This is a genomic window from Dactylosporangium sp. NPDC000244 (genome assembly GCF_040300725.1).
GTDB lineage: Bacteria > Actinomycetota > Actinomycetes > Mycobacteriales > Micromonosporaceae > Dactylosporangium.
In genome coordinates this window covers 78,443-93,117 of the sequence record NZ_JBEPEH010000021.1, presented here as the reverse complement: position 1 = coordinate 93,117, position 14,675 = coordinate 78,443, and the positions used below count along the sequence as shown (strand labels likewise).

Annotated in this window: 3 protein-coding genes; all 3 read left to right on the top strand. The window is 76.8% G+C overall.

What is annotated here, in order from left to right; genetic code table 11:
* Positions 1-5 precede the first annotated feature (5 nt).
* The 3 genes from ABT369_RS28850 to ABT369_RS28840 all read left to right on the top strand — a co-directional run bounded on the left by ABT369_RS28850 (position 6) and on the right by ABT369_RS28840 (position 14,556).
* The gene (locus ABT369_RS28850) at positions 6-635 is read left to right on the top strand and encodes an isochorismatase family protein (protein ID WP_350616578.1); all 630 of its coding nucleotides are present in this window, start codon (positions 6-8) and stop codon (positions 633-635) included.
* A 20-nt stretch (positions 636-655) separates the two neighbouring features.
* Positions 656-1,987, top strand: coding sequence for a lysine N(6)-hydroxylase/L-ornithine N(5)-oxygenase family protein (locus tag ABT369_RS28845; protein WP_350616577.1), 1,332 nt, complete (start codon positions 656-658; stop codon positions 1,985-1,987).
* 470 nt (positions 1,988-2,457) lie between these two features.
* Positions 2,458-14,556 carry a fibronectin type III domain-containing protein gene (locus ABT369_RS28840; RefSeq protein WP_350616576.1) on the top strand — a complete coding sequence of 4,033 codons (12,099 nt, stop codon included), beginning with the start codon at positions 2,458-2,460 and terminating at the stop codon, positions 14,554-14,556.
* The last annotated feature ends 119 nt before the right edge of the window (positions 14,557-14,675 follow it).

Below are 14,675 nucleotides of genomic sequence, written 5' to 3'. Positions count from 1 at the left end.
GCCCCGTGCTGCCCCGAATCACCCCGTACCCGGTGCCGACCGGCTTCGGCATCGCCCAGTCCAAGGTCGGCTGGCGCCCCGACCCGGCCCGCGCCGCGCTGCTCGTGCACGACATGCAGCACTACTTCCTGGCCCCGTTCGGCACCTCGGACCAGGCGCTGCTCGGCCGGGTCGTGGACAACATCAACACGCTGCGCAAGCACGCCGCCGAGCGCGGCATCCCGGTCGTCTTCTCGGCCCAGCCGGGCGGGCAGAGCCGGGCCGAGCGCGGGCTGCTGCAGGACTTCTGGGGCGACGGCCCGCCGCCGGACGAGCGGGCGCTCGCGATCGTCGACGCGCTCACCCCGGCCGAGGGCGAGCTGTGCGTGACCAAGCGCCGCTACAGCGCCTTCGCCGGCACCCCGCTGGCCGACATGCTGGCCGGGCGCGACCAGCTGATCATCACCGGCGTGTACGCCCACATCGGCATCCTCGCCACCGCGCTCGACGCGTTCGTGCGCGACATCCAGCCGTTCGTGGTCGCCGACGCGGTCGCGGACTTCAGCCCGGCCCACCACCGCGACGCCCTGCGTCACGTGCGGGACCGCTGTGGCGTCGTGGCCACCGCGGCCGAGATCACCGAGGGGCTGCAGTGAACCGAGTGAAAGGCGAACCCATGGACTCGACCGTGTACGACGTCGTCGGCATCGGCTTCGGCCCGTCCAACCTGGCGCTGGCGATCGCGATCGAGGAGTACAACGCCGGCCGCCCGGCCGCGGAGCACATCCGCGCGGTCTTCCTCGAGCGGCAGGACACCTTCGGCTGGCACCGCGGCATGCTGTTCGAGGACGCCACGATGCAGGTGTCGTTCCTCAAGGACCTCGTGACCCTGCGCAACCCGGCCAGCGGCTACAGCTTCGTGTCCTACCTGCACGCCAAGGGCCGCCTCGCCGACTTCATCAACTACAAGACGATGTATCCGCTGCGGGTCGAGTTCCACGACTACCTGGAGTGGGCCGCGAACCGGGTCGGCGAGCCGGTGCGCTACGGCCACACGGTGACCGACGTCGCCGTGGCCGCGGGCGGCGAGCTGCTCGAGATCGTGGCCGCCCATGCCGGCGGCGTGGTCCGGCTGACCACCCGCAACGCCGTCGTCGCGGCCGGGCTGGAGCCGAGCCTGCCGGCCGGGGTGGAGCCGGGAGAGCGGGTGTGGCACAACCTCGACATCCTGCACCGGGCCGAGACGTTCGCGGTCGATCCCGACGCGCCGCCCGAGCGGTTCATCGTCGTCGGGGCCGGGCAGAGCGCGGCCGAGTCGGTGGCGTTCCTGCACGAGCGGTACCCCTCCGCCGAGGTCTGCTCCGTGTTCTTCCGCTACGGCTACAGCCCGGCGGACGACAGCAACTTCGCCAACCGCATCTTCGACCCCGAGGCGGTCGACCTCTACTTCGACGCGCCCGCCGACGTGAAGCGGATGCTGTTCGACTACCACCGCAACACGAACTACTCCGTCGTCGACTCGGACCTCATCGAGGACCTCTACCGCCGGTCGTACCGTGAGCAGGTCCTCGGCCGCCGCCGGCTGCGGATGCTCAACGCCTCGCGGCTGACGCAGCTGCGGGCCCGGCCCGACGGGGTGACCGCGGTCGTCGAGCACCTGCCCTCGGGCGAGCACCTGACCCTGGAGGCGGACGCGATCGTCTACGCCACCGGGTACCGCCCCGTCGACGCGGCCCGCCTCCTCGGCGCGGCCGGGGCGCACTGCGACCGCGACGAGGAGGGGCTGCTGCGGGTCGGCCGCGACTACCGGGTTCGCACCGGCGACGGGCTGCGGGCCGGCGTCTACGTCCAGGGCGGCACCGAGCACGCCCACGGCATCACGTCGACCTTGCTCTCGGCGGTGGCGGTCCGCTCGGGCGAGATCGCCGCATCGATCGGCGCCGCGGTCGCGGACCGGTTGGCCGTCGGGCCGGAGGTGGGGCGACCGCTCGTGGGCACGGCGAAATAGCGGGGCGCGAACGTCCCGAATCCGAACCTAGCAGCCGGATCGCGACATGGCCGCGCGTTTCCCGGCCGGCAAAGGTCCGACCTCGGTCCTGACCTGTCCAATGTGGATTCGTCAGAGCAATAACGGCGCGAATATACGCACCTGAATCATCCGATCTGGGTGATCCTCTGGTTTGAAAGCCGGAGGAGGGATGCGCCGGAATGGCTGCGTGCGAGCGAATCGCGATGCGGCGGACCGTCATGCTGGGTTCGTTCATCGCCGTCGGAATCGGGTTCGTGCTGCTGGCCCTTGCTGATCGCGCGGAGGCGAAGACCACCGCCGATGCGAGCAAGGGCCCGGCCGCCGTCTCGGCACCGGCGAAGAGGGCCACGGCGGTCGCGACCAGGCCGGCCGCGCCGCCGAAGCCCGCGGCATCGAAGGCCGTCCCCGCCAATGCCGCCGAGCCATCGAAACCGATGCCATCGAAACCGATGCCCGCGAAAGCGGACACCGCGGCGACAACCGCCGCCGTCGCGAAGACCGTGAAGGCCGCGCAGCCGTCGCCGGCCGCCACCGTCGCGAAGACCGCGAGCCCCAAGGCGACGCCGCCGCCGGGCGGGGGCGTCGGGCACATCGAGGCCGCGCCGAACCCGCCCACGGGCCCCGGCGCGTCCGGCGGCGTCAACTCGATCACCGCCACCTGGGCCGGCTCCTCGGGCGCCTCCGGCTACACCGTGACGGCGACCATGGGTGCGACCACGAAGCAGTGCACCTCGCTCCTGCTGACGTGCACGATCTCGAACGTCCCGGCCGGCAGCTGGGTCGTGACCATCACGGCCACCGGCGTCGGCGGCACCTCGACCCCGGCCGCGGCCGGCACGGTCACCGTCGTCGATCCGGCCAACCCGCCCGGCATCCCGACCGGCGTCTTCGCCACCTCCGGCAACGGCCAGGCCGTCGTCGCGTGGACCGCCCCGGGCAACGTCGGCGCCGGCATCGCCTACTACACCGTGACGACCGTCCTCGGCACCGCCACGTGCACGACGACCGGCACCTCCTGCACCGTCGGTGGCCTGACCCCCGGCGGCTCGTACTCTTTCCAGGTCACCGCCACCGCCATCAACGGCGCCGGCTCCTCGCTGCCGAGCGTGGCCTCCCCGCTGGTCAACATCGGCCCGCCCAGCCCGCCGCTGTCCGTCGGCGCCGTGGCGCTGGCGAACTCGGCCCAGGTCTCCTGGCTCGGCCCGCTCAACGGCGGCGCCGGCATCGACCACTTCACGGTGACCGCGAGCCCCGGCGGCCAGACCTGCACCGCCCTCCTGCTCAGCTGCACCGTCACCGGGCTGGCGAGCGGCACGACCTACACCTTCTCGGTCGTCGCGAACGGCGTGGGCAACACCGGCAACTCGACCGCCGCCGTCACCAACGCGGTCACCCCCGGCCCGCCCGGCGCCCCGACGAACGTCACCGTCACCCCCGGCCTGCTGACCGCCACGATCACCTGGACGCCCCCGGCCTTCGCCGGCGCCGGCATCGACCACTACGTCGCCTACGCCAACCCGGGCCTGCTGCCCTGCGGCACCCTCACCGCCACCGACACCAGCTGCACGATCCTGAGCCTGCTGCCGGCGACCAGCTACACGGTGACCGTCGTCGCGGTCGGGGTCGGGCTCACCGGAACCTCGGTGGCGAGCGCGCCGTCGGCCGCGTTCACGCCCGGCCCGCCCGGGGCACCGACCGGCGTCGTCGCGACGCCGGGCAGCGCCTCGGCGACGGTGTCGTGGGCCGCGCCGGCCAACCCGGGCGCCGGCGTCAGCGGCTACACGGTGACCGCCTCCCCGGGCGGCGGGACCTGCGTCGCCGCAGGCACCTCGTGCACGGTGCCGCTGCTGACCCCCGGCACGGCGTACACGTTCACCGTCGTTGCCAACAGCCTCGCGGGCGCGTCCCCGGCCAGCGGCGCCTCCAATGCCGTGCGCCCCGGCCCGCCCGGCCGGCCGGCCACCGTGACCGCGGTCGCGGGCGACGGCGACGCGACGGTGTCGTGGACCGCGCCGGCGTCGACCGGCGCCGGCATCGACCACTACACGGTGACCGCCGTGCCCGGCGGGGCCACGTGCACCACCACCGGCACCGGCTGCGTGGTGGGCGGGCTGTCCAACGGCACCGCCTACGCGTTCACCGTCGTCGCCTACGGTGCGGCCGGGAGCGGCAACTCGCTCGCGAGCGTCGCATCGAGCCTCGTCGTGCCCGGGCCCCCGGACGCGCCGACGCTCGTCAGTGCCTCGCCGGGCGTCGGCACCGCGACGGTGTCGTGGACCGCGCCGCTCATCACCCGGGCCGGCATCACCGGCTACACGGTGACCGCCTCCCCGGGCGGGGGCACCTGCACCACGAGCGGCACCTCGTGCACCATCACGGGGCTGACCGCGGGGTCGCAGTACACCTTCGGCGTGGTGGCCACCGGGCCGGGCGGCACCTCGCCGTCGGCGTCGACGGCGGCCTCCACGACCGTCGGGCCGCCCGGCGTGCCCCAGGGCGTGCACGCCACCGCACTCGCCGGCGCGATCACGGTGTCGTGGACCCCGCCGCTGCTGTCCGGCAACCTGATCAGCGCGTACATCGCGACGGCCACGCCGGGCCTGAACACCTGCGTCACGGTGAACCTCTCGCAGCAGTGGTGCACGATCACCGGCCTCGACGACGGCACGCAGTACACCGTCGCGGTGGTCGCGGTCGGCCTGCTCGGCAGCGGCTCCTCGGCGCCGAGCGTCCCGAGCGCCCCGGTCGTGCCCGGCGCGCCCGACGCGCCCACGGCGGTGACCGCCACCGCCGGCGCCCGCAGCGCCGTGGTCTCCTGGACCGCCCCGGCCGTCGCCCGCGCCGGGGTCGACACCTACACCGTGACCGCGAGCCCCGGCGGCGCCACCTGCACTGCGGCCACCACGTCGTGCACGGTCACCGGGCTGGTGCCCGGCACCGCCTACACCTTCGGCGTGGTGGCCACCGGTGCCGGCGGCGCCTCGGCCGCGGCCACCACCGCGACGCCGGTCCGGCCCGGCCCGCCCGGCGTGCCGACCGGCGCCTCCGCCGTGGCCGGCCCCGGCTCGGCGACGGTGTCGTGGACCGCGCCGGCCAACCCGGGCGGCGGCATCGACCACTACACCGTGACCGCCGTCCCCGGCGGGGCCACCTGCACCACGACCACCACCGGCTGCACCGTCACGGGCCTGACCGACGGCGTGGGGTACACCTTCGTCGTCACCGCCAACGGCGTCGCCGGCACCGGCGACTCCGCCGCGAGCACCCCGACCACGCTGGTCGCCCCGGGCGCGCCCGACCCGGTGACGCTGGTCGTCGCCACGGCCGGCAACGCGTCCGTGAACGTCTCCTGGCTGGCCCCGCTCATCACCCGGGCCGGCGTCACCGGCTACACGGTGACCGCGAGCCCCGGCGGCGCCACCTGCACCACGGCGACCACCGGCTGCACCGTCACCGGGCTCACCGGCGGCACCGCCTACACCTTCACGGTCGTCGCGACGGGCCCCGGCGGCTCGTCGACGGGCGTCACGACGAGCGCGGTCACGCCCGGCCCGCCCGGCGCGCCGACCGCCGTCACGGTGACGCCCGGCGGCACCGCCACGACCGTGTCCTGGACCGCGCCGGCCAACCGGGGCGCGGGCATCGCCACCTACACGGTGACCGCCGCGCCCGGCGGGGCCACGTGCACCACCGCGCTCACCAGCTGCACCGTGAGCGGCCTGACGGCCGGCACCCCGTACACGTTCACCGTCGTGGCCAACGGCCTCGGCAGCACCGGCGCCTCGCCCGCCAGCGACCCGTCGAATGCCTCCACGCCGGGTGCGCCCGACGCGCCGACGGGCGTGAGCGCGACCCCGGGCGCCGGGATCGCGGCGGTGTCGTGGACCGCGCCGGCCGTCACCCGGGCCGGGCTCACGAACTACACGGTGACCGCCTCGCCGGGCGGGTCCGCCTGCACCACGGCCACCACCGGCTGCACGGTGGCGGGCCTGGCCAGCGGTACCGCCTACACGTTCACGGTGGTCGCGAACGGCCCCGGCGGCACCTCCGCCGGCGCCGCCTCGTCCCCGGTGGTCCCGGGCCCGCCCGGCGCGCCGACCGGCGTGACGGCCACCGGCGGCAACGGCACCCTGGCCGTGTCCTGGACCGCGCCCGCGAACCCCGGCGCCGGCATCGACCACTACACGGCGACCGCCACCCCGGGCGGGGCCACCTGCAGCACCGGCGGCACCTCGTGCACCATCACGGGGCTGACCGGCGGGGTGACGTACACCGTCGGCGTCGTCGCGGTCGGCACCGGCAGCACGGGCGCCTCCGCGGCCGGCTTCACCGGCCCGGCCACCCCGGGCGCGCCCGACGCCCCGACGCTCGTCGTCGCCACCGCCGGCAACGCGTCCGCGACCGTCTCCTGGCTCGGCCCGCTCATCGTGCGGGCCGGGGTCACCGGCTACACGGTGACCGCCTCGCCCGGCGGCGCGAGCTGCACCACGAGCGGCCTGTCGTGCACCGTCACGGGCCTGACCGGCGGCACCGCCTCCACGTTCACGGTCGTGGCGAACGGCCCCGGCGGAGCCTCGCCCGGCACCACCACGACCGCGGTCACGCCCGGCCCGCCCGGCAGCCCGGCCCAGGTCGCCGTCACCGGCGGCAACACCACGGCGACCGTGACCTGGAGCGCGCCGGCGAACACGGGCGCGGGCCTCGCGGGCTACACGGTGACCGCCTCGCCCGGCGGGGCCGCGTGCGTCGCCGGGCTCGTCGTGCGCTCGTGCATCCTCACCGGCCTCGCCAACGGCACCGCCTACCAGGTGACCGTCGTGGCCAACGGCGTCGGCCTGACCGGCGACTCGCCGCCGAGCGTCGCCGCCTCCGTGCAGCCCGGGGCGCCCGACGCGCCGAGCGCGGTCACCGCGACCGCGGGCAGCGGCGCCGCCACGGTCTCGTGGAGCGCGCCGGCCAACGTCCGCGCCGGGGTGAGCGCCTACACGGTGACCGCCGCGCCCGGCGGGGCCACGTGCACCGCGACCACGACGTCGTGCTCGGTGCCGGGGCTGTCCAGCGGTACGGCCTACACGTTCACCGTCGTCGCCACGGGCCCGGGCGGCAGCTCGCCCGCGAGCGCCCCGTCGCCGTCGACGGTGCCCGGCCCGCCCGGCGCGCCCGCGAACGTCACGGTGAGCGCCGGCAGCGGCAGCGCCACGGTGTCGTGGACGGCGCCGGCCAACGTGGGCGCCGGGATCGCCGGCTACACGGTGACCGCCTCCCCGGGCGGGGGCACCTGCACCACCGCCGGCACCTCGTGCACCGTCACGGGGCTGGGCAACGGGGTGGCGTACACCTTCTCGGTCGTCGCCAACGGCACCGGCTCGTCCGGCACCTCGGCCCCGGGCACCAGCGGCGCCGCCGTCTCCGGCCCGCCGGACGCGCCAACGCTCGTCGTCGCCACGCCCGGCAACGGCGCCGCCACGGTCTCCTGGCTCGCCCCGCTCAACACGCGGGCCGGCGTGACCGGCTACACGGTGACCGCCTCGCCCGGCGGCGCGACCTGCACGACGAGCGGCCTGTCCTGCACCGTCACCGGCCTGACCGGCGGCGCCGCCTACACCTTCGGCGTCGTCGCGAACGGCCCCGGCGGCTCCTCACCGGCCGGCGGCCCGTCCAACGCCGTGCGCCCCGGCCCGCCCGATGCCCCGACCGCCGTCACCGCGGTGGCGGGCAGCGGCAGCGCCGCGGTGTCCTGGACCGCCCCGGCGAACCCCGGAGCGGGTGTCGTCACCTACACGGTGACCGCCGCGCCCGGCGGGGCCACCTGCACCACGATCCTGCTCACCTGCACGGTCACCGGGCTCAGCGACGGCACCGCGTACACCTTCGGCGTCGTGGCCAACGGCGCCGGCGGCACCGGCTCGTCCGCCGCCGGCGACCCGTCGCCGGCGGTCACCCCGGGCGCGCCCGGCGCCGCCGGTGCCGTCACCGCCGTCGCCGGCTCGCGCTCGGCCACGGTCACGTGGACCGCGCCCTCCGACGCGCGGGCCGGGGTCACCGGCTACGTGGTCACCGCGAGCCCGGGCGGGGCCACCTGCGTCACGACGGGCCTGTCCTGCACCGTCGGCGGGCTGCTCGGCGGCACCGCCTACACGTTCACCGTCACGGCCACCGGCCCCGGCGGCTCCGGCACCCCGAGCGCGCCGAGCAACCCGGTGACGTCCGGCCCGCCGGACGCCCCGACCGGCGTCACCGTCACGCCCTCGGGCGGCACCGACGCGGTCATCGCCTGGACCGCGCCCGCGAACGCGGGCGCCGGCATCGACCACTACACCGTGACCGCGCTGCCCGGGGGCGCCACCTGCGCCACCCCGGACGCGACCACCACCACCTGCACCGTCACCGGTCTCACGGCCACCGTCGGCTACCTGTTCACGGTCGTCGCCTCGGGCGTCAGCGGTACGGGCGACTCGCTGCCCAGCATCGCGGGCTCGCTGTCCCCGGCGACCGCGCCCGACCCGCCGACGGCCGTGAACGCGGTGGCGGGCAACCAGACCGTCACCGTGTCGTGGGCCGCGCCCGCGACCGTGCGCGGCGGCGTGTCCGGCTACACCGTGACCGCCTCCCCCGGCGGGGCGGTGTGCGCGACCCTCTCGGCCGCGGCCACCTCCTGCACCGTGCTCGGGCTCACCCCCGGCACCGCCTACACGTTCACCGTCGTGGCCGACGGGGCCGGCGGCAGCTCCCCGGCGAGCGACCCGTCCAGCGCGGTCGCGCCCGGGCCGCCCGGGCAGCCCCAGGACGTGACGGTCGCGGCCGGCAGCGGCCAGGCCACCGTCTCGTGGACCGCGCCGGGCAGCCCCGGGGCCGGGATCGACCACTACACGGCCACCGCGAGCCCCGGCGGCGCCTCCTGCAGCACCGGCGGGACCTCGTGCACCATCACGGGGCTGACGGACGGGGTGGCGTACACCTTCTCCGTCGTCGCCAACGGCGTCACCGGCACCGGCGCCTCCCTGCCGACACTTCCCGTCGGCGGCCTGACCGGCGCCCCGGGCGCCCCGACGGCCGTGTCCGCGACGGCCGGCGACCGCTCGGCGACCCTGTCCTGGACCGCGCCGGCGAGCGCGGGCGCGGGCATCACCGGCTACACCGTGAGCGCCTCGCCCGGCCTGGGCGCCTGCGCCACGCTGTCGGCCGCGGCCACCTCCTGCACCGTGCCCGGGCTGATCCCCGGCACCGCCTACACCTTCACCGTCAAGGCCGTCGGGCCCGGCGGCCTCTCCGCCGCCAGTGCCCCGTCGAACAGCGTGAACCCCGGCCCGCCGGGCGCGCCGGGCGGCGTGACGGCCGCGGGCGGCGACGGCAGCGCGACGGTGTCGTGGACCGCGCCGGCGAACGCCGGCGGGGCGGTGGACCACTACGTGGTGACCGCGGTCCCGGGCGGGGAGACCTGCGCGACGAGCGCCACCACGTGCACGGTGCACAACCTGACCAACGGGGTGCCGTACACCTTCGTGGTGACCGCCGTCGGCCCGAACGGCACCGGCACCTCGCTGCCGACCCTGCCGAGCCAGGTCGTCACGCCCGGCGCGCCGGACGCGGTCACGGGCGTCAGCGTGGTCGCCGGCGACGGCAGCGTCACGGTCTCGTGGCAGCCGCCGGGCATCCTGCGCGCGGGCGTCACCGGCTACACGGTGACCGCGAACCCGGGCGGGCTGTCGTGCACCACCACCGGCACCTCGTGCACCGTCGCGGGGCTGACCACGGGGACGGGCTACACCGTCACCGTCCAGGCCACCGGCCCCGGCGGCGACGCCCCGCTCAGCGCGCCCACGGTGAGCGTGCTCGCCGGGCCGCCCGGCGCGCCCACCGGCGTGACGGCGACGGCGGGCCCCGGCACCGCGGCCGTGAGCTGGAACGCGCCGGTCAACGTGGGCGCGGGCATCGACCACTACACGGTCACCGCCTCGCCCGGCGGGGCCGCGTGCGTCGCGACGACCCCGTCCGGCTGCACCGTCACGGGGCTGGACAACACCACCGCGTACACGTTCACCGTCGTCGCGGTCGGCCTCGGCGACACAGGCGTCTCGGCCGCCGCGTCCACCGGCGCGGCGGTCAACCCCGGGCCGCCCGGCGTGCCCGGCACCGCGACCGCCGTCGCCGGCAACGCGAGCGCCACGCTCACATGGACCGCGCCGGGCACCGGGGCCGCCGTCGACCACTACGTCGTCACGGCCGCGCCCGGCGGCGCGACCTGCTCCACCGGCGGGCTCACGTGCACCGTCGGCGGGCTCACGCCCGGCACCTCCTACACGTTCACGGTGACCGCGGTCGGCACCGCCCTGACCGGCTCGTCGGCGCCCTCCTCGGTGTCGAACGCGGTCGTGCCCGGGCCGCCCGCCGCGCCCACCGCGGTCATGGTGACCCCGGGCACCGGCTCGGCCGTGGTGTCCTGGACCCCGCCGGCGGCCGGGGCGGCGGTCGACCACTACACGGTCACCGCCTCGCCCGGCGGGGCCACCTGCTCCACCGGCGTCACGCAGTGCACGGTCACCGGCCTGAGCGACGGCACCGCCTACACGTTCGGCGTCGTGGCGGTCGGCGTGGGCGGCACCGGCAGCTCCGCGCCGGCGTCGTCGTCCGGCTCCTCGGTGCCCGGCCCGCCCGGCGCACCCACCGCGGTCGTGGCCACCCCCGGCGGCGGCGCGGCGACCGTCACCTGGGTCGCCCCGGTCCAGCTCGGCGCGGGCGTGAACCACTACACGGTCACCGCCTCGCCCGGCGGGGCCACCTGCACCGCGACGACCGGCACCACGTGCACGGTGCCCGGCCTGACCGGCGGCACCAGCTACACGTTCACGGTCGTGGCCAACGGTACGAGCGGCGACTCGGGCGCGAGCACCGCGTCGGTCGCCGTGATCCCGGGCCCGCCCGGCGCGCCCGCGAACGTCACCGCCGTCGCCGGCGACGGCACCGCGGACGTGTCCTGGACCGCGCCCGGCAACCAGGGTGCCGGCATCGCCCAGTACGTCGTCACCGCCTCGCCGGGCGGCGCGACCTGCACGAGCGTCGGCACCAGCTGCACGGTCCCGGGCCTGGCCAACGGCACCGGCTACACGTTCGGCGTCGTGGCCACGGGCGTACCCGGCACCGGCACCTCGGCGGCCGGCCTGAGCGGCGCCGCGGTGATCCCCGGGCCGCCCACGGCGCCGACCGGCGCGACCGCGACGGCCGGCGACGGCACGGCCGTGGTGAGCTGGACCGCGCCGAGCGGCGGGGCGAGCGCCACCGGCTACGCCGTGACCGCCGCGCCGGGCGGGGCGACCTGCACCAGCGCGACGACCTCGTGCACCGTCACGGGGCTGAGCAACGGCACGGCGTACACGTTCACGGTCGTCGCGGCCGGCGCCGGCGGGGCCTCCGTGGGCGCGGTCACCGACCCGGTCACGCCCGGGCCGCCGAGCGCGCCGGTCAACGTCACCGCCGTCGTCGGCAACGGCGAGGCGAACGTCTCCTGGGACGCCCCGGCGGCGAGCCGGGCCGGGGTCGCCCGCTACCGCGCGGTCGCCGCGCCGGGCGGCGAGGCGTGCGAGACGACGGCCACCAGCTGCGTGGTCGACGGCCTGGACAACGGCACGAGCTACACGTTCCAGGTCTGGGCCGTGGGCCCGGGCGGCGCCTCCGACGGCAGCACGCCGTCGGCCACGGTGACGCCGAGCGCCGGCCTGCCCGGCTCGCCGTCGGACGTGACCGCGGCGCCGGCCGCCGCCACCGGCACGGTGACCGTCTCCTGGACCGCGCCGGTCGTCACCGGCGACGGGGTCACGAGCTACACGGTCACCGCCTCGCCGGGCGGCGCCACCTGCACCACGAGCGGCACCTCGTGCACGATCTCGGGGCTCGGCGACGGCACGGCCTACACCTTCGTCGCCGTCGCCACCGGCCCGGCCGGGCAGTCCGCGCCGAGCACGCCGTCGCCGCAGGCCGTCACCGGCCCGCCGCCGGCCCCGGCCTCGGTCACCGTGACCCCGGGCGACACCCGGCTCGCCGTGAACTGGACCGCGGGCACCACGGCGGCCGGCGGCGCGGCCACGACCAGCTACCGGGCCACGGCCGCGCCCGGCGGGGCGAGCTGCGCCAGCACCGGCACCACCCACTGCACGATCACCGGCGTGGCCAACGGCCTCGCGTACACCGTGACCGTCGTCGCCATCGGCCCGTCGGGCTCGTCGGCGCCGACCGCCGCCCCGCCCGCGACGGCCGGCCCGCCGCGCACCCCGTCGGGGGCCACCGCCGTCGCGGCCGCGTTCGGCGCGACCGTGTCGTGGGCCGCGGCCACCACCGGCAGCGCCGTCACGTTCTACACCGCGACCGCGGTGCCGGGCGGCCAGACCTGCACCACCACCGGCACCAGCTGCCCGATCACCGGCCTGAACCCGGGCGACCCGGTGACCTTCAGCGTCGTGGCCAACGGTCCCGGCGGCGCCTCGAACGCGGCCGCCACCGGGCCGGTCGTGCCCGGCCCGCCGGCCAAGCCGGTCAGCGTGACCGCCACGCCGGGCAACAGCGCGGCGACGGTCACCTGGGACACGCCGTCGCACTCCGGCGCCGGGCTGGACGTCTACACCGTGACCGCCTCGCCGGGCGGGGCCATGTGCACCACCACCGGCCACACCTGCACGGTGACGGGGCTGACCAACGGGGCGGCGTACACCTTCACGGTCGTCGCCCACGGCGCCGGCGCCACCGGCTCGTCGCCGGCCAGCGACCAGTCGGCCGCGGTCACCCCGCAGTCGGACCTGCCCGGCCCGGTCGGCGCGGTCACCGTGACCGTCGGCAACGGCTCGGCTCTGGTCAGCTGGACGCCGCCGATCATCACCGGCGGCGGCATCGACCACTACGAGGTGGTCTCCGACGACGGGCAGACCTGCACCACGACCGGCACCAGCTGCACGGTCACGGGCCTGACCAACGGCCGGCAGTACCACTTCATCGTCCGGGCGATCAGCTCGGTCTACCCGGGGGTGTCCGGGGCCGGCTCGGTCAGCCGGTCCGTGACCCCGCTGGACACCGCGGCCGGCGTGCCGAGCGTGGTCCTCGCGACGGCCGGGAACGGCTCGGCGGCGGTCAGCTGGACCCCGCCGCAGACCGGGCCCGCGGTCACCGGCTACACGGTCACCGCCGCGCCCGGCGGGCTCACCTGCGAGGCGACGGGCACGACGATGTGCCTGGTGAGCGGGTTGACGAACGGGGTGGCGTACACGTTCACCGTGGTCGCCCACACGGCCGGCGGCGCTGACTCGGCGGCCAGCCTGCCGTCGAACACCGTGGTCCCGGCGGTGCCGTTCGACCCGAGCGGCACCGTGCCGGCCGGCCCGGCCGGGGTCACCGCGGTGCCGGGCCCGGGGCGGGCGACCGTGAGCTGGACGGCGGGCACGGGCGGGCCGGCGGTCACCGGCTACACCGTGACCTCGGTGCCCGGCGGGTTCACCTGCACCACGGCCGGCGCGACCAGCTGCGTCGTCACCGGCCTCACCGACGGGCTGGCGTACACGTTCACCGTCGTCGCGCACGGCTCGCTCGCCGACTCCGTCCCGAGCGCGCCGAGCACGCCGGTGTACCCGAGCACGGCGCCCGGCCCGCCGGGGAGCGTGACGGTGCAGCCGCGCTACAGCGGGCTGGTCGTGCGCTGGTCGCTGCCCGCGTTCACCGGCACCGGCATCAGCCACTTCACCGCCTGGACGCACACCGGCAACGGCCGCTGCGTGACGACCTCGGCGACGGCGACGCAGTGCACGATGTTCGTGCCGATCGACAGCGACTACAACGTCGACGTGGTCGCCAACGGCCTGCACGGCGCCGACTCGGCCGCGGTGCCGGCGACCCTGACCGGCCGGCCGACGTTCCCGCCGATGCCGACGTGGCCGCCGGACCTCCACCAGGCCGGTCAGCTCGCCAGCGACCTGGGCGTCAACCACATCACGATGCGCCCGGGGGAGCCGATCACGCTCACCGCGACCGGCTTCGCGCCGAACTCGTCGGTCCGCTTCGCCTCCTACGTGACCAGCGGCTCGGCCGACGGCAACCCGACCAGCGACGCCGACGTGCACAAGCGCCCGATCGGGCTGTCGGCGCTGGCCGCCGCGGGCGGGCCCACCGTCACCGTGGCCGTGCTCGGCACGCCGACGGTGGGCAACGACGGCACGGCGAGCCTGACGACCTCGGCCCCGATCACGATGTCCGCCGACGACCTGGACTTCGTCGCCGAGGGGGTGGCACCGGACGGCTCGATCCGGACGCTGGTGCTCGAGGTCCAGCCGCTCGCGGCGGACTCGGCCACGCCGACGACGCCGGTGGTCGTGCCGCCGGTCGCGCAGCCGGCGTCGCCGGTGACCACGCCGGTCCGGCACGGCACCGGGTCCACGGGCACGACGTCGTCCGGCACCGGCTCGGGCACGCTGGCCGCGACCGGCGCCCCGATCGGGACGCTGGCCCTGGTGGGCCTGCTGCTGATGCTGCTCGGCGGGGCCGCGAGCCTCGCCGGGCGGCGCCCCTGCTAGGCCCGGTCGATCACGTAGCGGCCTTTGCCGCTGGTCTTCGCCGCGTACATCGCGGCATCCGCCCGGCGCGTTGAGCATCCGGCGCCGCTCGTCGGGCGCCGCTCGCGTCGAACCCCGCA

Excerpts from the sequence above, each read along its gene's own strand:
- ABT369_RS28845 (WP_350616577.1), top strand. The coding sequence starts at position 656 with ATGGACTCGACCGTGTACGACGTCGTCGGCATCGGCTTCGGCCCGTCC.
- ABT369_RS28840 (WP_350616576.1), top strand. The coding sequence starts at position 2,458 with ATGCCCGCGAAAGCGGACACCGCGGCGACAACCGCCGCCGTCGCGAAG.